The organism is Streptomyces sp. NPDC057743, from assembly GCF_042798755.1.
Taxonomy (GTDB): Bacteria; Actinomycetota; Actinomycetes; order Streptomycetales; family Streptomycetaceae; genus Streptomyces.
The window spans coordinates 66,871-85,141 of record NZ_JBHVJX010000013.1; the positions used below are offsets into that span (position 1 = coordinate 66,871).

Genomic DNA, 18,271 nt, shown 5'->3' on the forward strand with positions numbered 1-18,271 from the left:
GACCCGGCCGTTACGCACAGGAAGGCCCCACCCCATGCCCGTCCCGCACCACCCGCTGCGGCTGGCCGTCGCCCTGGATGCCCCGCAGGCCCCGCCCCCGTCCGACGCCGCCCCCTACCTCGCCCTGGCCCGGCTCGCCGAGCGCGGCACCCTGGACTTCGTCACCCTCGGCGACCGCTTCGGCGGCCCCGGCCCGGACGCGCTCTCGGTGCTCGCCCGCCTCGCGCCGGCCACCGAACGCCTCGGCCTGGTCGCCACGGTGACCACCACCCACACCGAGCCGTTCCATGTCTCCACCGGCGTCGCCACGTTGGACTGGGTCAGCCGCGGCCGGGCCGGCTGGACGGTGGCGGTGTCCACCAGCGAGGCCGAGGCCGCGCTCGTCGGCCGGCGCCCGGCCGCCCCGGCCGACGAGGTCTGGTCGGAGGCCGGCGAGGTCGCCGACGTCGTCGGGCGGCTGTGGGACAGCTGGGAGGACGGTGCGGAGATCCGGGACCGGGCCACCGGCCGCTTCGTCGACCGCGACCGGCTGCACTACGTCGACTTCACCGGCCGCACCTTCACCGTCCGTGGGCCGTCCATCGTCCCCCGGCCGCCGCAGGGCCGCCCGGTGACCGTCGTCGAGGTCGCGGACGCCCCCGATGCCGGCCACGCGGAGCGGGCCCGCTGGACGGTGGCCGCCGCCCGCGCCGACGTGGTGCTGGTCCGGGCCGAGGACCCGGGGACCGCCGGCGCCGCCCGCGCGGCCCTGCACGACCGGGCCCGGGCGCACGGCCGGGACCCCGGCGCGCTGCGGGTACTGGCCTCGCTGCCGGTCGAGTTGGGGTCCCCGGCCGACGCCGCCGGGCTCGCCGACCTGCTCGGCGACTGGTACGCCCAAGGGGCCGCCGACGGCTTTCACCTGCGCCCCGTCGACCCCGCCCGCGACCTGCCGCGGATCGTCGAGGGCACCGTCTCGACCCTGCGGGAGCGCGGCCTGTTCCGCCGCTCCTACGAGGGCACCACCCTGCGCGACCACCTCGGCCTGCCGCGCCCCGCCAGCATCTACGCACCCGCCCGGGAGGCCGTCCGATGAGCCCAACTGCCGTCCCCCGCAAGCAGATCCACCTCGCCGCGCACTTCCCCGGCGTCAACAACACCACCGTCTGGGCGGACGACCGGTCGGGCAGCCAGATCGACTTCGCCTCCTTCGTGCACCTGGCGCGCACCGCGGAGCGCGGGCTGTTCGACTTCTTCTTCCTGGCCGAGGGGTTGCGGCTGCGCGAGCACAAGGGCCGCATCCACGACCTCGACGTGCTCGGCCGGCCCGAGTCGCTCACCGTGCTGTCCGCCCTGGCCGCGGTCACCGAGCGGCTGGGCCTGGCCGGCACGGTCAGCGCCACCTTCAACGAGCCCTACGAACTGGCCCGCCGGCTCGCCTCGTTGGACCACCTCAGCGCCGGCCGGGCCGCCTGGAACGTCGTCACCACCTCCGACGCCTTCACCGGGGAGAACTTCCGGCGCGGCGGCTTCCTGGACCGGGCCGACCGCTACACCCGCGCCGCCGAATTCCTGGCCACCGCACGGGAGTTGTGGGACTCCCGGGCCGACTCCGGGCCGCCGCTGCCGGTGGACCACCACGGGCCGCACTTCACCGTCCGCGGCGCGTTCGGCGTCCCGCGAAGCCCGCAGGGGCACCCGGTCATCATCCAGGCCGGGGACTCCCCGGAGGGACGGGAGTTCGCCGCCTCCGCCGCCGACGTGATCTTCACCCGGCACAGCGGCCTTGAGGCCGGCCGCGCCTTCTATGCGGACGTCAAGCGCCGGCTCCCGGCGTACGGGCGGCGGCCGGCGGACCTGAAGATCATGCCGGGGGTCACCTACGTCCTCGGCGACACCCCGGCCGAGGCCCAGGAGCACGCCGCCGAGATCCGCCGCCAGCAGGTCTCCCCGCAGACCGCGCTGCTCACGCTGGAGCAGGTCTGGGGCGTGGACCTGTCCTCCTACGACCCCGACGGGCCATTGCCGGACATCGACCCGGACCCGCACGGCGAACTGGCCCAGGGCCGGGTGCGGATCGCCGACCCGCGGGCGGTCGCCGACCGGTGGCGGGCGCTCTCCCGCGCCAAGGGGCTCTCCATCCGGGAGACCGTGATCGAGACCACCGGGCGGCAGTCGTTCATCGGCACCCCCCAGGACGTGGCCCGCGAGATGGACGCCTTCGTGCAGGGGGGCGCCGCCGACGGCTTCATCCTCGTGCCGCACCTCACACCCGGCGGCCTCGACCCCTTCGTCGAGCGGGTCGTCCCGCTGCTCCAGGGGCGCGGCGCGTACCGCACGGAATACACCGGGACCACCCTGCGCTCCCACTTGGGGCTGCCCGATCCGGCCCGCCCCGTAAGGAAGGTACAGACATGACCAGCAGCACGACGCCCGATGCCGTCCAGGAATGGCAGGAGCGGCGCGAGGAGCGCCGGGCCGCGGTCAGCGGACCCTACGGGCCGCTCGCGCTCGCCGGCACCCACTGGCTCGCCGACCACCCCGAGGGCCGGATCGAGGGGCTGCCGGGCCACTGGACGGTCGCCGCCGACGGGGCCGCGGTCGTCCTCGCGGCCGCGCCGGCGGACGGGCTCACCGTGGACGGCACACCGGCCGCCGGGGAGTTCCGGCTCGACGTGGACGCCGGGCCCGAGGTGGCCCGGGTGACCCACGGCGCGCGCCGCCTGGTGGTGCTGCGCCGCGAGGGCCTGTGGGCGGTCCGCGACTTCGACCCGGACGCCCCGACCCGACGGGCCTTCGCCGGCATCGACGCCTACGCGCACGACGCGCGCTGGGTGCGGCCCGGCCTGTTCCGCCCGTACGCCGAGCGGCAGGCGATCCAGGTGCCCAACGCCGACGGGCGACAGCGGGGCTTCGTGCTCGGCGGAGAGCTGGCCTTCACCCTCGACGGCGACGAGCACGTCCTCAAGGTCGCGGTGGAGCCGGACGGCTCGCTGTGGGCGGTGCTGGCCGACGCCACCAGCGGCACCGACAGCTACCGCTTCCGCTTCCTGCGCCCGCCCGCGCCGGCCGCCGACGGCACCGTCGCGGTCGACCTCAACCGGACGCTGCTGCCGCCCTGCGCCTTCGCCGACCACTTCATCTGCCCCTTCCCGCCGCCCGGCAACACCCTGCCGTTCGCGCTGCGGGCGGGGGAGCGGAACGTCCTCGTCCGCTGAGCCGGACGCCGGCCCGCGCGGGCCGGCGCCGCCCCGGTCGCCGTCAACTCGGCGGCCGGGGCGGCGCGTTGGGGCGCCCGACGGGGTGGTGCGAGGCGCGCGAGATCATGGCAGCCCTCTTGCGCCGTGGGGGCGGTGACCCTCAAAATCCGGTCAAGCGCTTGTCAGGGGCACGTTAAAAAATGGGCCGCGGGGCTTCCCCCTGGCGCGCCCGCGTGCTCCTCGACTGCGCCTCACGGGCCGCCCGTTGGCGGCCCCCGATCCCCCTCGGAGGAATCAGTGAGGAATGCGCGCATGACCCCCCGCAACCGCGCAAGACGCAGCCGGCTGATCGCCGCGGCGGCCGGACTGGTGGCCCTCGGTGCCCTCGCCGTGCCGACCGCCGCCGCCCAAACCCCCGCCCAGACAAGGACGTTCAGCGCGGCCCAGCTCGCCGCGGCGGGTGACGCGGTCCGCTCCGCGGACGTCGCGGGCACCGCCTGGCGGGTCGACCCGGCGACCCACACCCTCGTCGTCACCGCGGACAGCACCGTCTCCCACGACCAACTCGCCGCGCTTCGGCGGGCCGCGGGGAGCAATGCCGACGCCGTCCGGATCGAGCGCACCCCGGGCACGATCCGCAAGCTGATCTCCGGCGGCGACGCCATCTACGCGCCGAGCTGGCGCTGCTCGCTCGGCTTCAACGTCCGCAAGGGCAGCACCTATTACTTCCTGACGGCCGGTCACTGCACCGACGGCAAACCGCCCTGGTACACCAACTCCTCGCACGCCACGAGCATCGGCCCCACCACCGGCTCCAGCTTCCCCGGCCACGACTACGGCATCGTGCAGTACACCAACACCGCGTTGGCGCACCCCGGAGCGGTCGGCGGCCAGACCATCACCGGCGCCGCGAACCCCACCGTCGGCCAGACGGTCACCCGCCGCGGCTCCACCACCGGCGTCCACAGCGGCAGGGTCACCGGCCTGAACGCCACGGTGAACTACGGCAACGGCCAGATCGTCTCCGGCCTGATCCAGACCACCGTCTGCGCCGAGCCCGGTGACAGCGGCGGCCCCCTGTACGCGGGCAGCACGGCGCTCGGCCTGACCTCCGGCGGCAGCGGAAACTGTGCCAGTGGCGGCACGACGTTCTTCCAGCCGGTTACGGCTGCGCTGAGTGCGTATGGCGTGAGCCTCGCGTAATTCCGACGTTGTCGGCTCTCCCCACGTTGTTGGCTTTCCCGCCGTGCGGGTTGCTGTCTTTTTCGCCTTCGGCGGAGTGGGTGTGTAGGGCGGGGGCGCCCGCTGGGTGGTGGGTGGCGGGTGCGGTCCTCCGGGGGCGGGTTTGCGGACTGCTTCGCTTTACGTCCACAAACCCGCCCCCTCCGGCCCGCCCCCTCCCGCGAGTTGGGCGCCCCCGCCCGGTGGGGGTGAGGGAAGAGGGGCCGGAGTGGAGTGCTGCTCGTACCTCTTCTCCCCCTGGGAGGCCGGAAGCGGGCTGGCGCTTGTACCTCTCCTTCCACCGGGGCGGGGTCCCGTTACGTACGGGAGGGTTTGGTGCCGGAGGGGTGGGTGTTTCGGACGTAAAGCGAAGCAGTCCGAAACACCCACCCCGGAGGCGCCGAACCCGGCACCCACCACCCAGCGGGGCCCCCGCCCCAACACCCCCTCCGCCGAAGGCGGAGACCCCACCACGGCGGGGGAGCCGACGACGTACGGGACCCGCGGCGTCAGCCGAGGCGGAAGCGAAGGCGGCAGATCGCCGCATCCGTATCGCGCCGCACCGCATGCGCCAGCACCGCGCCGCGCTGGTTCTGGAGGACCCGCTGCCACAGGTGGGCCGGTTCGACCTCGGGGATGAGGACGGTGATGCGGGCGTCGGGGCGGCGGTCGGTCAGGTCCTGGACGTAGGAGGTGATCGGGCGGCCCAAGGAGCGGGTGGGGGAGGGGAGTTCGAGGAGGTCGACGCCCGGGTTCCAGAGTTCCCAGTCGCGGCGGAGCGCCTCCGTGGCGGGGCGGTCGTCGGGGGTGCCGTAGGTGACGGTGACCGCGATGACCTCGTCGCCGAGGGAGACCGCCGCGTTGAGCGCCTCGCCCGTCAGACGGGAGAGGTGGGAGACGGGCACGACGACCAAGGAGGCGGCGCGGCGCGGCGGTTCGGGGACCCGGCCCAGGGCGACGCTGTCACCGATCCGCCCGTAGGCGCGGTGGACGGCCTCGAAGGCGAGGACCAGCAGCGGCAGCGCGATCACGATCAGCCAGGCGCCGTCGGTGAACTTGGTGGCGGTTACCACGAGGGCCGCGGCGGCGGTCAGCACCGCGCCGAAGCCGTTGAGCAGGGCCTTGCCGAGCCAGCCGGCGGACCGTTCCAGGTGCCAGTGGCGGACCATGCCGGCCTGGCAGAGCGTGAAGCCGACGAAGACGCCGATGGCGAAGAGCGGCACCAGGGTGTTGACGTCGCCGCCGGAGAAGGCGAGAAGGGCCGCGGCGACGGCGGCCAGCGCCAGCACGCCGTGGCGGTGGACCTGGCGGTCGGCCTTGAGGCCGAAGACGTGCGGGAGGTAGTTGTCGCGGGCGAGCAGGGCCATGAGGACGGGCAGGCCGCCGAAGGAGGTGTTGGCGGCCAGCGCCAGCAGCACCATGGTGGCGAACTGGACGACGTAGAAGGCCCAGTTGTGGCCGAGCGAGGCGTCCGCGAGCTGGGCGAGGACGGTGACGCCCTCGACCGGCTGGAGGTGGAAGCGGCCGATCAGCAGCGACAGGCCGATCAGCATGGCGCCGAGCAGGGCGCCCAGCGCGACCTCGGTGCGCTGGGCGCGCTTCGGGGCCGGGGCGCGGAACGACGGCACCGCGTTGGCGACCGCCTCCACGCCGGTCAGCGCCGAGCAGCCGGACGCGAACGCCTTCAGCAGCAGCAACGCGCCCACGGAGGTGGCGTTGTGGGCGAGGACGGAGGCGTGGCCGGCGGCCGTGACGGTGGAGGCCGGCGCGTCGCGGAACAGGCCGACCACGATCATCGCCAGGATCGAGACCACGAAGACCGCGGTGGGCAGCAGGAACGCCCGCGCCGAGTCGGCGATCCCGCGCAGGTTGATGGCGGTGACCAGGACCAGCACCGCCAGGCAGATCCACACCCGGTAGCCGTAGAGGTTCGGGAAGGCGGAGGTGAGGGCGGCGACGCCGGCGGTCACCGAGACCGCGACGTTGAGGATGTAGTCCAGGACGAGGGAGGCCGCGGCCACCAGGGCAAAGCGGCGCCCGAGGTGGGTCTTGGCCACCGCGTAGGAGCCGCCGCCATTGGGGAAGGCGGCGATGACCTGGCGGTAGGAGAGCACCAGGACGGCCAGCAGCGCGGCGATGGCGAGCGTGACCGGGAGGGTGAAGCCCAGGCCGTAGGCGCCGGCCGTGGCCAGGACCAGCACGATCGACTCCGGCCCGTACGCGACGGAGGCCATCGCGTCGAGGGAGAGGGCGGCCAGGCCCTGGAGGGCGGTCAGCCGGTGCCGGTCCTCGGCCGCGCGGGGGGCGGCGCCGGTGTCGTGGCCGGGCGCGGTCGCCGGGGGCGGCTGCTCGGGCCGGTTTGCGGGCTGCGACACCGTCGACATTGTTCGTCGTACCTCCGTGCGGCACTGGCTGGGACCAGCCCAGCGTGCGGGCCGCGGCGGCGGGCGACGAGAGACCTTGGCGCGGCCTTGGCGGCCGACGGGGCGATCTTCACGGGATTTTGACGGTGTCTTGTCGGCTCGTCGCAAACTTCCGGCTCCGGCGGCCGCCCCCCCGGCGCTCACCTGCCCCAAGCGCCCCGGCTCACGCTCCGGGGACGGCGAAGTCGTAGCGCACTCCGGTCAACTCCTCCGAGGCCGTCCACAGGCGCTCCGCGGTGACGCCGTTGCGGGTCCACGGGGCGCGGAAGGAGCGGGCCGGGGCGCCGCGGAGCCCGTTGCGCGGGCCGATGAAGGCGTCCGGCCGCATGTGCGGGGCGGTGGCCGCGCACAGCGTGCCCAGCGCCCCGCCCTCCGCGGGCTGGGCGATCAGCCGGTTGCCCAGCTCCACCACCCGCTCGGCGCCCCGCCGGTCCTCCATCCGCACCCCCGCGGTCTGGAGGTTGGTGTGCGCGTAGCCGGGGTGCGCGGCGGCCGCGACGACCCGCGAGTCGGCCACCGCCAGCCGCCGGGCCAGCTCGTGGGTGAAGAGCAGGTTGGCGCTCTTGGAGCGGCCGTAGGCGGCCCAACGGTGGTAGGACGTCTCGCTGTTGAGGTCGTCCAGGCGCACGTCGGACAGCACGTGCAGCATGCTGGAGACCGTCACGACCCGCGCGCCGGGCGTCGCCAGCAGCTTGGGCAGCAGCAGTCCGGTGAGCGCGAAGTGCCCCAGGTGGTTGGTGCCGAACTGCATCTCGAAGCCGTCCGCGGTGGTGCGGTACGGCAGCGCCATCACACCGGCGTTGTTGATCAGCAGGTCCAGCCGGTCGCCGCAGAAGTCGGCCAGGCCCTCGGCGAACTGCCGCACGGACGCCAGGTCGGCCAGGTCCAGCGCGCGGAACTCCGCCTCGGCGGTGGGGACTTCGGAACGCAGCCGGGCCAGCGCGGCGGTGCCCCGCTCCGCGCTGCGGCAGGCCAGCACCACACGGGCGCCGCGCCGCGCCAGTTCACGGGCGGTGACGTAGCCGAGGCCGCTGTTGGCACCGGTGACGATCGCCGCGCGGCCGGTCTGGTCGGGGATGTGGCTGGTGTTCCACCGGGTCACGCCGTACTCCTCGGTAAGGGGAGGCCCAGCCTACGCCCGGCCCCGGGAGGGGATCCTGGGGGTGTGCCTCGCCTGACCCGGCGCTCACTCGCGTCCGTGTGGATGTCATGGCCATGTGGATGGTGCGGGGGTTTAAGAAGGTTTCAAGAAGGGGGGTGAAGGGGGCACTTGGGGTGGGGTGGCTGGATAGCATGATGCCCCTTGCCCCGCACGGTGCGTAGAATTTTGATCACGGTGGGTATCGATCGTCCTTGTAGGGAGGCCGCCATGGCCGGTAGTTGGAAAGCCGACCCCTCGGCACGGTTCCATCGGCGCCTGGGGCAATCCGCGGGTGAACTGGGCGTCACCGACGGCAAGTTGGAGTGTCCCGACATCTGGCAGCTCGACAACGGCGATATCGCGGTGATCGGCAAGGACCTCACCGAGCACTACGGCCCGCGCCTCCCCGACGATGTCCGGCTCGCCCCGGACGAACGGCTGGTCGTGATCCCGGGCCGGATGCTCAGCTCGGCGAAGGCGGACATCCCCGATGCCTGACCGCTCCGCCCCCACCCTCCCCCTGGAACGCGGCGAACGACTGGTCCGCGCCGACTACCGCCAGGACTTCCAGCGGCGCGACGCGGAGATCCGTGACGGGTCCTCCTGGAAGCTCGAACGCCGACAACACTTCGAGGAACTGGGCAACGACAGCCGCGAGGCGCTGCGCCGCGGCGACTGGGAGGGCGCGCTGCGCCTGCTGGCCGGCCGGCGCGACCGACTGCGCGCCGAAGCCCTCGAAGACCAGCGCCGCGGCCACGCGTTCCACCGCGTCCGCGTCGTCGAGACGCCGCTCACCCCCTACGTCCAGTGGGAGCTGCACTCCCTGAACGTGCGGGCCGCATGCGGGGAACGCATCCGCGTCGTCCCCGCCGAAACGGTCGCCCCCGCCGAAACCCACGCCCCCCTCCCCGAGCTCGTCGTGCTCGGCGGCAGCGTCCTCTACAACGTCGTCTACACCGAAGCCGGCGTCCCGGACGGCGCCATCCGCTTCACCGACGCTGGACTCGTCGGCGCCTGGGAGACCTACATCAAGGAGCTCTACGGCCTCGGCGAGGACCTGCGCAGCTACTTCGACCGCGAGGTGGCGCACCTGACGCCGCCCACGCGCCAGCCAACGACCACCCCGGAGTAACCGATCAACGGCCCCCAGGAAGAGCCCCAGAACGCGCGCCCGGACGAGCCCCAGGACGGCGGCGGGGACGACCGCCGGGACCCTCCCGTCGCCTCGCGCGCGAAACTGACGGGCACCGCCCGCGACGTCGTCCAGGCCGGCCACGTCCACGGCGACCTGCACTTCCACCACCAGCCCGAACGGGAGCGGGACCGCCCGACCGGCCCCACCCCCAGACAACTCCCCGCCGGCCTGGCCACGTTCGTGAACCGCACCGCCGAACTCGACCAGCTCAACGCCGTCCTGACCGACCGCGACGGCGAGGAGTTCGTGGTCTCGGTCTACGTGATAGCCGGCACCGCCGGCGCCGGGAAGACCTCCCTCGCCCTGCGCTGGTCCCACCAGGCCGCCACCCGCTTCCCGGACGGACAGCTCTACGTCAACCTGCGCGGATACGACCCCGGCGAGCCGGTGACGCCCCACGAGGCGCTGCACCGCTTCCTGACCGCGCTCGGCGTCGAGGCCCGAGCGGTCCCGCAGGACCCGGACGCCGCCGCGGCGCTCTTCCGCTCGCTGCTGGCCGACCGCCGGATGCTGATCCTGCTCGACAACGCGGCCACCGTGAGCCAGGTCCGCCCGCTGCTCCCCGGCGGCGGCCCGAGCCTGGCCGTCGTGACCAGCCGCAGCCGGCTGTCCGGCCTCGCCGTCCGGGACGGCGCCCGCCGGCTGACCCTGGGCACCCTCCCCGAACCGGAGGCCGTCGCCCTGCTGCACGCCGTGACCAGCGGCTACCGACCGGACGACGACCCGGCCAAGCTCACCGAACTGGCCCGCCTCTGCGCCCGCCTCCCGCTGGCCCTGCGCATCGCCGCCGAACGGGCCGCCAGCCACCCCCACATGCAACTGGACGACCTGATCGCCGACCTCCGCGACGAGTCGGCGCTCTGGGACGCCCTGAGCACCGGCGACGACGAGGACGCGGACGCCGTCCGCACCGTGTTCGCCTGGTCCTACCGGGCGCTTCCGGAGCCCACGGCACGGCTGTTCCGCCTGCTCGGCCTGCACCCCGGCCCCGAGATCGGCCTGTCCGCCGCCGCCTCTCTCGCCGGTCTGACCGCCGGCCGGACCCGGCAGTTGCTCGACAACCTCGTCGGCGCCCACCTGCTGTGGCAGGCCGCCCCCGACCGCTACCAGTTCCACGACCTGCTGCGCGCCTACGCCGTCGACCAGGCGCAGCAGGCCGAGCTGCCGGAGGAGCGGAGCGCCGCGCTGCGCCGGGAGTTGAGCTGGTACCTGCACACCGCCGACGCGGCACAGGCGTGGCTGAAGCCCGACGAGGACCGGCTGCCGCTGCCCGAACCGGAGCCCGGCGCGCGCCCGGAGACCTTCCCGGACTACCACGCCGCCCTGGACTGGTCCGAGCGCGAGCAGACCGCCTTCGCCCCCGTGGTCCGCGCGGCGGCCACCGCCGGCCTCGACGGGCTCGCCGCCCAACTCGCCGCGGTCTTCTGGAACGCCCTGCCCCCCAGCGCCCCGCTGGACGGCTGGCTCACCACCGGCCGCACCGGCCTGGACGCGGCGCAACGGCACGGCGACCCGACTCTCCACACCCTGCTCCTCCTCGACCTCGGCATGGCCTACCGCGGCGTCAACCGCCTCGACAACAGCCTGGATTGCCTCCAACGGGCACTGGACCTCGCACGGGAATCCGAGAACGAGACGGGCGAGGCCGACGCCCTCAACCTGATCGGCCTGGTCCATCTGCGCCGCCGCCAACTGGACGCGGCGGCCCGGGCGTTCGCCGGCGCCGCCGAGCTGTTCCGCCGCGTCGGCAACCCCCACGGGGAGGCCACCGCCCGCTCCAACCTCGCCAGTACCCACTACGGCGCCGGGCGCCTGCCGGACGCCGCCACCGCCATCGACCAGGCCCTGGCCGCCCACCGGTCCCTCAACAACGACCGCGGCGTCGGCAACGCCCTCCGCCTCGCCGCCGAACTCCACCGCGAACGGGCCCAGCACGACGAGGCGTTACACCGCGCCCAGGAGGCCCTGGAGATCGCCCTCGCGCTCCGCGCCCACCGCCTGGAGGGCTTCTGGCTGATCACCCTCGGCAACGTCCAGCAGGCGCGCGGCGAACTCCCCGACGCGCTGGCGTCCTACCACCGCGCCGCCATGCTCCACCGCCGGCTCGGCGACCACAGCCGGGAGGCGTTGGCCTGGCAGGGCACCGGCGAGACCTACCACCGCCTCGACCGCCCCACCGAGGCCGCCGACTTCCTGCGCCGGGCCGCCGCCGTTCACCACGACCTCGACGACCCCTGGCACGAGGCGCTGGCCCGCACCGCCCTCGGCACCGCGCTCGCCACCGCCGACCCCCAGGACGCCCGCCACCACTGGTCCCGCGCCCGGGACCTCCTCGACGGCTACGACGACCCCCGGGCGACCGCCACCCGCGACCACCTCACCGCCCTGCTCGCCGACGCTTCCGACCCGTCCGACCCCTCCGACACCGCCTGAAGCGGACGCCGCCGCCCTACCCCTGCGCCAGCCTCCGCGCCGCCAGTTCGGCGTACACCGCCGCCCCGTCCGCCAGCACCGCATCGTCGAACTCGGCCATCGGGGAATGGTTGTTGGGCGTGCGCTCCGGGTCCGCGCCGGGCGGCGGCGCCCCCAGCATCGTCATCACGCCCGGCACCTCGCCCAGTATCCGCGAGAAGTCCTCCGACGCCGGCACCGGGTTCGGCCGCCGCACGAACCGCTCCTCGCCCAGCGCCTCGCGCACCGCGTGCGCCACGAAGTCCGCCTCGGCCTCGTCGTTCACCGTCACCGGGTACGTCTCGACGAACTCCGCGTCCACCGCCACCCCATGGGCCGCCGCGACGCCCCGGCACACCTGGACCGTCCCGTCCTTGACCCGCGCCTGCGCCGCCGGCGAGAAGCTGCGCACCGTCGCCCTGAAGGCCGCGGTCTCCGGGATCACGTTGGACTGCGTCCCCGCGTGGAACATCCCCACCGACAGGATCACCGGGTCGAACACGTCGAAGCTGCGGGTGATCCACGCCTGCAACGCCGTCACCATCTCGCATGCCGCCTGCACCGGGTCCTTGGCGCGGTGCGGCATCGACCCGTGCCCGCCGGCCCCGCGCACCGTCACGTGCAGCACGTTCGACGCCGACATCATCGGCCCGCCGCGCGCCTCGAAGACCCCGCTTCGCACCCCCGCCGACAGCACGTGCAACGCATACGCCGCCACCGGCCGCCGCCCCGCCGCCTCCAACACCCCCTCGGCCAGCATGTGTCGGGCCCCGTCGTGCCCCTCCTCGCCCGGCTGGAACATGAACACCACGTCCCCGGCGAGCCGGTCCCGGTGCGCGGCGAGCAGTTTGGCCGCGCCGACGAGCATGCTGGTGTGCAGGTCGTGCCCGCAGGCGTGCATCCGCCCGTTGTCCGCGGCGAAGTCCACGGTGGTGCGCTCGGCGACCGGCAACGCGTCCATGTCGCCGCGCAGCAGCACCGCCGGCCCGGCCGCCGTTGTGCTGGCACCGCCACGCAACACCGCCGTCACGGAGCTCAACCGTTCGCCGGTGCGCACCTCCAGCGGCAGGCCGTCCAGTTCGGCGAGCACCGCCTCCTGCGTGCGGGGGAGTTCGAGCCCCGTCTCCGGCACCCGGTGCAACGCGCGCCGCAGCCGCACGAGTTCATCGGACAGGGCACGAGCATCGTCACGCAGGTCCACGGGGTCCTCCTCAGCCGGCGGCCAACTCCCCATTCTTGACCGCCCGGAGGAACGAGGACCAGCCCGAGGGGGGAACGGTGATCACGTCTCCGTCCGGCATCTTGCTGTCCCGTATGGGGACAAGCCCGTGGGCGGTGCAGCGGGCGGGGGAGATTTCAAGGCATTGGCCGCCGTCGCCGCCGCTGGGGGACGACTTGATCCATATGAAGTCGCGGGAGAACTCGATGCAGTTGCCGCCGTTGGCGTCGCTGTAGGACGACTTGACCCACTCGACGGAGACGAGATCCAAGTCGCGGCTCATGCTTGGTACTCCTTCAGCAGTTTCTTGATCAGTGTCAGTGATCTATCAGGGGACAAGGCGTGCGCCCGGAGCAGATCGTAGTCATCCAGGGCCGCTTCGACCGTTTGTGCGGAGTCGTGCATCCTGCTTCCTACCCGGGTCTCCGTGTACAACACGGTGGGTGAGTCCGCGAAGTGCAGCAAGATGAACGGCTTCGTGGACGCCGCAGGAGCGCCCGCCGAGAAGGGCATGATCTGGAGCTTGATGTTCGGGGACGCAGCCGCCGTCAGCAGATGTTTCAGTTGCCCGGCCATGACCTCGGAGTCGCCCACGATCGTTCGCAGGCAAGCCTCGTGCATGATTGCCCACAAGAGAGGCGGGGTGTCCCGCTCGAACACCTCGCGACGTCGCAGACGCGCGGCGACCTTGTCCTCGATCATCTCGGCGCTCGCTCCGGAGTGGTACGAGCGGAAGACGGCCCGTGCGTACTCCTTCGTCTGGAGAATCCCCATCGGCAGGCTCGTCGAGTAGTCCAGGATCCGCGTCGCCTTCCGCTCCAAGTTCAGATACGGAACGAACCACGACGGATGGTCCCCTTCGTCGATCCTCCGCAACATGCCCGCAAACAACTCGCCCGTGCCGAAGGCGAGATCGCAGCCCCGGGCGAACTTCATGCTGGGGCGGGGGAACATCTTTCCCGCCTCGACTCTGCTGACGTACGCCTCCGAGTAGCCCGCCGCCTTGCCGAGCTGCTTCTGCGTCAGCTTGCGGGCGAGTCTGACCTGCTTGACGTCGTGCCCGAAGCGTTGGAGTGGGTTCAAGTGCGGGGACGGGGTCGTCTCGTCCAAGGCTGTGACCTCTCACCATGGGGTCGTGTCCAGCATCACGGCAGGCAGCGGACTTGCGCACCACCGCTCAAGTGCCGCAATTCTATTGCCCGCAGGGCGGGTTGGGTGACCAAATGGCTACAGAACGTGTGGACGGAGGTTGACGATAATGATGGACGTTTCGCCGCGGCTTCTGCCGTGGTCGAGCCTGGACGGCAAGCCCTGTTACCTGGTCAGCGAGGGTGGCGGCTTCCTCTCCCGGATGGCGGACGAGATGGAGGAGGCCCAACTCGTCCTCGCCGACGGTCTCATCGAGGACGCGCGGCGGGTCTTCGCCGCCCGCAACTGGACCGCCGGCGAACTCCACCTCCTCGCCGTGGAGTTGACCGAATCGCTGGTCGAGGTGCGACGGGTGGCGAAGAGTCGGGGCGCGCGCCTCACGACCGTCGTTTCGGGAGCCTAGGTGTCGACGCTCAAACCGCCGCCCGCGAGCCCGTCCAGTCGGGCCAACTCCGCCTCCGTCAGGGAGATATCCGACGCCGCGAGGTTCTCGTCCAGGTGGGCGGGGGAGCCGGTGCCGGGGGTTGGGAGCAGGACGGGGGAGCGGTGCAGGAGCCAGGCCAGGGCGATCTGGCCGGTGGTCGCACCGTGGGCGGCGGCGACGCCGGTCAGCGCATCAGCGCCGGGATCGACGGAACCGCCCGCCAACGCCCCGTGGCCCAGCGGGAACCACGGCAGGAACGCCGTCCCCGTCCGCTCGCACAGCGTCAGCACGTCCTCACAGGCGCGGTCCCGCACGTTGTAGCGGTTCTGGACGGCGGCGATCGGGGCCAGTTCGCGGGCCCGGGCCAACTCCGCCGCGCTGACGCTGTCCAGGCCGATGTGGCGGATCTTGCCGGCCCGTTGGAGCTCCAGCAGGGTGCCCAACTGGTCCGCCATCGGGACGTCGGGGTCGAGCCGGTGGAGCTGGTAGAGGTCGAGGGTGTCGGCGCGCAGCCGCCGCAGGCTCGCGTCGCACATGGCGCGCAACTGCTCCGGGCGGCCGGCGATGTGCCAGACGTCCGGGCCGGTGCGGACGACGCCGCCCTTGGTGGCGATGACCAGCCCGTCCGGGTACGGGTGCAGGGCGCGGGCCACCAACTCCTCGGCCACGTCCGGCCCGTAGTTGTCGGCGGTGTCGATCAGCGTGACGCCGGCGTCGACGGCCCGGCGCAGCAGCGCCACCGACCGCTCGGGGTCCTGGTGGCGCGGCCCCCAGTAGCCGGGCCCGACCAGGCCCCCGGTCCCGAGCCCCAGCCGCCGCACCGGCAGTGTCCCCCCGACGGAGAACGTCATCCGCATGTCCATGGTCGGGAGCCTAGGGCCTGTCCGATGGGTCGCGGCCCCGGCCCTGACCCATCGGACAGGCCCTAGACACCGAAGATCACGAAGGTCACGAAGATCACCCCCGTGCCGCCCCGGCCGCTCCCTAAGATCACCTGGTGCCCTCTGACATATCGCTGCTCACGCTCGCCCTGCTGTGCCTGGCCGCCCTCGCCGCGGGATGGATCGACGCGGTGGTGGGCGGCGGCGGCCTGCTGCTGCTCCCGGCCCTGTTGGTGGGGCTGCCGCACACGCCCACCGCGTTCGTCCTCGGCACCAACAAGTCGACCGCCATCGTGGGCACCACCGCGGCCGCCGTCACCTACGTCCGCAAGGCGCCGATCGACGTCCGCACCGCGCTGCGCATCGGGGGCGCGGCGCTCGCCGGCTCGGTGGGCGGGGCGTTCTTCGCGGCCGGGATCAACAGCGCGGTGCTCCGCCCGCTGATCATGGCCGTGTTGCTCGGCGTCCTGGTCTTCGTCCTGGTCCGGCCGGCCTTCGGGGCCGCCGCGGCGCCCGCGGGCCCGGTCTCCCGGCGGCGGATGGTGGCGGCCGTCCTGCTCGCCGGCCTGGGCATCGGCTTCTACGACGGCCTGATCGGGCCCGGCACCGGCGCGTTCCTGGTCGTGGCGCTGGCCGCCCTGCTCCACATGGACCTGGTCAGCTCGTCCGCCACCGCCAAGGTCGTCAACGTCTGCACCAACATCGGTGCGCTGACGATGTTCGCCCTCCAGGGCACGGTGCTGTGGCAACTGGGCGCGCTGCTCGCGCTGTTCAACCTCGTCGGCGGCACGGTCGGCGCCAGGATGGCGCTCAAGCGGGGCACCGGCTTCGTCCGCGGCGTCCTCGTCCTCGTCGTCATCGTCCTGCTGTGCAAGCTGGCGTACGACCAGTGGTTCGCCGGCTGAGCGGACCGCGTTCCCGGCCGGCCGCCGTCAGCCGCGGACCGGTGTCCGCGCCCTGACCCCCGGGGCCGGCGCGCGGACCTCCGTCACCACCGTCAGCAGCGCCACCGAGTCCTCGATCGCGCGCAGCCCGTGCCGGGCGTGCGGGACCGGCTCGATATGACCCGCCGTCAGCTCCCGCTCGCCGCCGCCCGGTCCGGTCAGCCGGACCCGGCCGCGCAGCACCTGGAGGCTGGCCGCCGGCGGCGTGTTGTGCTCGTCCAGCGCGACGCCGGCCAGCAGCGCGATCACGGTCTGGCGCAGCGGCCCGTCGTGCACGAAGAGGTGGGCGCTGCGTCCGTGGGCCGAGGCCCTGGCGTCGTCGAGCTGGTCGCGGACGAGGGTGTCGAGGTTCACCATGGCGCGCGCCTTTCGGATGCGGACCGGGCTGCGAGCGGGTCGGCGGCGGGCCTCCTCCTCCATCGTTCTCCGTGCCCCGCACGGCGCAACCGGGGCGGCCACGAACCGGCCACCCACACCCCGGGCCCGATGGGACGTCCGGGTGCTTGCCCGCCTACGGCGGCCCGCCGTACGCCCGTTGATCATCGCGGTCCGTACGATGCGGAAAGATCCCTTGATCGAAAGATTGAAAGATCGACGGGCTGGAGAACGACACCGTGCGACCCGCAGTCCCCCCACCGACGAAGGCTGTGTGACCGTGGCCGACCCCACCGCCCTGAACGAACCCCCCGCCGCCGCTCCCACACCGGACGGGCCATCGGCGCGGTTTCTGACCGTCATGACGACCATCGACAGCGAGCAGAAGGCCGAGCGGCTGGCGCGCGGCGCCATCGAGGGCCGGTTCGCCGCCTGCGCCCAGATCAGCGCGCCGGTCACCTCGGTGTTCCGTTGGAACGGCGCCGTGGAGACCAACCAGGAGTGGCAGGTGCTGTTCAAGACGGCGAGCGCGCGCTACCCGGCCCTGGAGGCGTACCTCCTCGACGCGCACGACTACGACACCCCGGAGATCATCGCCACCCCGGTCACCCACGGGGGCGCCGGGTACCTCGCCTGGGTCGTGAAGGAGACGAGCTGACGTGCCGAGCAGAGCACAGTGCCGGACGCGCCGGCGGACCAGGGCGGTAACCGTCGCCCTGGGCATGGCCTTCGGCCTCGCCACCTCCCCGGCGGGCCACGCGGCCGAGACCGAACCGGGGGCGCCGGGCGTCCAGTCCGCCCACAGCCACCAGTCCCGCCCGCGCGCCACCTGGACCAGCAAGGACGCCGCGGCCTTCTGGACGCCCCGGCGGATGGCGCACGCGGCCCCGCCCGCGCGCGGCACCGCCGCGGCCGCCGCGTCCTCTCAACGGGCCCCGACCGCCGAGCACTTCGACGGCATCCCGTCCGTCGGCGTGCTGTTCTCCGTCGACGGCGACGCCCGCGAACACCACTGCACCGCCAGCGTGGTGCACAGCCCGCACGGCAACCTGCTGCTCACCGCCGGGCACTGCAACCCGGGCGCGCGCGCCGCGTTCGTCCCCCAGTACCAGTCCGGGGAGGACGGCCAGCCCTACGGGGTGTGGGCCATCGAGGACACCTACGCCTACTCGGACCGGGCCACCGACGGCAACGGCGCCGACCTCGACTTCGCCTTCGCCACCGTCGCCCCGGACGACTCCGGCCGGCACATCGAGGAGGTCACCGGCGCCAACGTCCTGACCAAGACGCCCGGTTACCGCAACCAGGTCAGCGTCATCGGCTACCCCAGCGTCCACAGCGACCCCGAGGACCGGGCGGTGCGCTGCGCCACCACCACCCGGCGCCTGGCGGGCACCCGCCAACTCCAAATGGAGTGCAACGGGTTCTACGGCGGCACCTCCGGCAGCCCCTGGATCGCCGGCTACAACCCGCGCACCCACACCGGCCGGGTCATCGGCGTCATCGGCGGCGTCAACGGCGGTGGCCCGCGCGGCCCGCACAGCGACCGGACCTCCTACAGCCCGTACTTCGGCAAGGAGATCCTCAGCCTCTACGACCGCGCCAGCAAGGCCCGCGGCCGCGAGGAGGAGGACGACTACTAGGCCCTGTCGTCCCGCGCGCCAGAGGC

18 protein-coding genes are annotated in these 18,271 nt (G+C 73.3%); 11 read left to right on the forward strand and 7 right to left on the reverse strand.

All coding sequences use genetic code 11. The features are described from left to right. The first annotated feature begins 34 nt into the window (after positions 1–34). From ACFVFQ_RS16940 to ACFVFQ_RS16955, 4 genes are all read left to right on the forward strand, one after another. The gene (locus tag ACFVFQ_RS16940; RefSeq protein WP_383415828.1) at positions 35–1,075 is read left to right on the forward strand and encodes an LLM class flavin-dependent oxidoreductase; all 1,041 of its coding nucleotides are present in this window, start codon (positions 35–37) and stop codon (positions 1,073–1,075) included. Then, on the forward strand, positions 1,072–2,397 hold the full coding sequence (locus ACFVFQ_RS16945; RefSeq protein WP_383415831.1) for an NtaA/DmoA family FMN-dependent monooxygenase: 1,326 nt from the start codon (positions 1,072–1,074) through the stop codon (positions 2,395–2,397). The genes ACFVFQ_RS16940 and ACFVFQ_RS16945 overlap by 4 nt, the downstream gene beginning before the upstream one ends. Then, entirely contained in the window at positions 2,394–3,197 is an 804-nt protein-coding gene (locus tag ACFVFQ_RS16950) for a DUF1684 domain-containing protein (protein ID WP_383415837.1), read from the forward strand. The genes ACFVFQ_RS16945 and ACFVFQ_RS16950 overlap by 4 nt, the downstream gene beginning before the upstream one ends. Positions 3,198–3,476: 279 nt before the next feature. Then, complete coding sequence (locus ACFVFQ_RS16955) at positions 3,477–4,382, forward strand: S1 family peptidase (RefSeq protein WP_383415840.1); 906 nt, start codon at positions 3,477–3,479, stop codon at positions 4,380–4,382. Positions 4,383–4,909: 527 nt separating this feature from the next. On the opposite strand, the gene ACFVFQ_RS16960 is transcribed toward ACFVFQ_RS16955, so the two are convergent. After that, positions 4,910–6,784, reverse strand: coding sequence for an APC family permease (locus ACFVFQ_RS16960; RefSeq protein WP_383415843.1), 1,875 nt, complete (start codon positions 6,782–6,784; stop codon positions 4,910–4,912). Between the two features lie 202 nt (positions 6,785–6,986). Next, positions 6,987–7,925, reverse strand: a complete 939-nt coding sequence (locus tag ACFVFQ_RS16965; RefSeq protein ID WP_383415846.1) for an oxidoreductase — start codon at positions 7,923–7,925, stop codon at positions 6,987–6,989. A gap of 267 nt (positions 7,926–8,192) precedes the next feature. Between ACFVFQ_RS16965 and ACFVFQ_RS16970 the strand changes: the two genes are divergently transcribed. From ACFVFQ_RS16970 to ACFVFQ_RS16980, 3 genes are all read left to right on the forward strand, one after another. Further along, entirely contained in the window at positions 8,193–8,462 is a 270-nt protein-coding gene (locus ACFVFQ_RS16970) for a hypothetical protein (protein WP_383415849.1), read from the forward strand. Continuing rightward, entirely contained in the window at positions 8,455–9,096 is a 642-nt protein-coding gene (locus ACFVFQ_RS16975; protein ID WP_383415852.1) for a DUF6879 family protein, read from the forward strand. The genes ACFVFQ_RS16970 and ACFVFQ_RS16975 overlap by 8 nt, the downstream gene beginning before the upstream one ends. A gap of 243 nt (positions 9,097–9,339) precedes the next feature. Further along, positions 9,340–11,592, forward strand: coding sequence for an ATP-binding protein (locus ACFVFQ_RS16980; protein ID WP_383415855.1), 2,253 nt, complete (start codon positions 9,340–9,342; stop codon positions 11,590–11,592). Between the two features lie 16 nt (positions 11,593–11,608). Here the strand turns inward: ACFVFQ_RS16980 and ACFVFQ_RS16985 are convergent, their stop codons facing one another. Genes ACFVFQ_RS16985 through ACFVFQ_RS16995 form a run of 3 tightly spaced genes read right to left on the reverse strand, consistent with a single transcriptional unit; the run spans position 11,609 to position 13,939 of the window. Beyond that, complete coding sequence (locus ACFVFQ_RS16985) at positions 11,609–12,811, reverse strand: M20 family metallopeptidase (protein WP_383415858.1); 1,203 nt, start codon at positions 12,809–12,811, stop codon at positions 11,609–11,611. A 10-nt stretch (positions 12,812–12,821) separates the two neighbouring features. Beyond that, entirely contained in the window at positions 12,822–13,112 is a 291-nt protein-coding gene (locus tag ACFVFQ_RS16990) for a DUF397 domain-containing protein (protein ID WP_383415860.1), read from the reverse strand. Then, positions 13,109–13,939 (reverse strand): helix-turn-helix domain-containing protein, encoded by an 831-nt coding sequence (locus ACFVFQ_RS16995; protein ID WP_383415863.1) that lies wholly within the window; start codon positions 13,937–13,939, stop codon positions 13,109–13,111. Before ACFVFQ_RS16995 ends, ACFVFQ_RS16990 begins: the two co-directional genes overlap by 4 nt. Before the next feature lie 148 nt (positions 13,940–14,087). On the opposite strand from ACFVFQ_RS16995, the gene ACFVFQ_RS17000 reads away from it, so the two are divergent. Continuing rightward, a complete protein-coding gene (locus ACFVFQ_RS17000) occupies positions 14,088–14,381 on the forward strand; it encodes a hypothetical protein (protein ID WP_383415866.1) in 294 nt (97 codons plus the stop codon). Here the strand turns inward: ACFVFQ_RS17000 and ACFVFQ_RS17005 are convergent. After that, the gene (locus ACFVFQ_RS17005; RefSeq protein WP_383415868.1) at positions 14,378–15,265 is read right to left on the reverse strand and encodes an aldo/keto reductase; all 888 of its coding nucleotides are present in this window, start codon (positions 15,263–15,265) and stop codon (positions 14,378–14,380) included. The two genes, ACFVFQ_RS17000 and ACFVFQ_RS17005, sit on opposite strands and share 4 nt — an antisense overlap. A 134-nt stretch (positions 15,266–15,399) precedes the next feature. Here ACFVFQ_RS17005 and ACFVFQ_RS17010 point away from each other — a divergent pair, with 134 nt between their 5' ends. Beyond that, positions 15,400–16,188 (forward strand): sulfite exporter TauE/SafE family protein, encoded by a 789-nt coding sequence (locus ACFVFQ_RS17010; RefSeq protein WP_383415871.1) that lies wholly within the window; start codon positions 15,400–15,402, stop codon positions 16,186–16,188. Positions 16,189–16,215: 27 nt separating this feature from the next. Here ACFVFQ_RS17010 and ACFVFQ_RS17015 read toward each other — a convergent pair whose 3' ends face one another. Further along, positions 16,216–16,584 (reverse strand): cupin, encoded by a 369-nt coding sequence (locus tag ACFVFQ_RS17015; protein ID WP_383415879.1) that lies wholly within the window; start codon positions 16,582–16,584, stop codon positions 16,216–16,218. 298 nt (positions 16,585–16,882) lie between these two features. On the opposite strand from ACFVFQ_RS17015, the gene cutA reads away from it, so the two are divergent. Together cutA and ACFVFQ_RS17025 are read left to right on the forward strand one after the other, a co-directional pair. Next, positions 16,883–17,260, forward strand: a complete 378-nt coding sequence (gene cutA / locus ACFVFQ_RS17020) for a divalent-cation tolerance protein CutA (RefSeq protein WP_383416284.1) — start codon at positions 16,883–16,885, stop codon at positions 17,258–17,260. 1 nt (position 17,261) lies between these two features. Continuing rightward, the gene (locus ACFVFQ_RS17025) at positions 17,262–18,245 is read left to right on the forward strand and encodes a trypsin-like serine peptidase (RefSeq protein WP_383415882.1); all 984 of its coding nucleotides are present in this window, start codon (positions 17,262–17,264) and stop codon (positions 18,243–18,245) included. Positions 18,246–18,271: the final 26 nt, after the last annotated feature.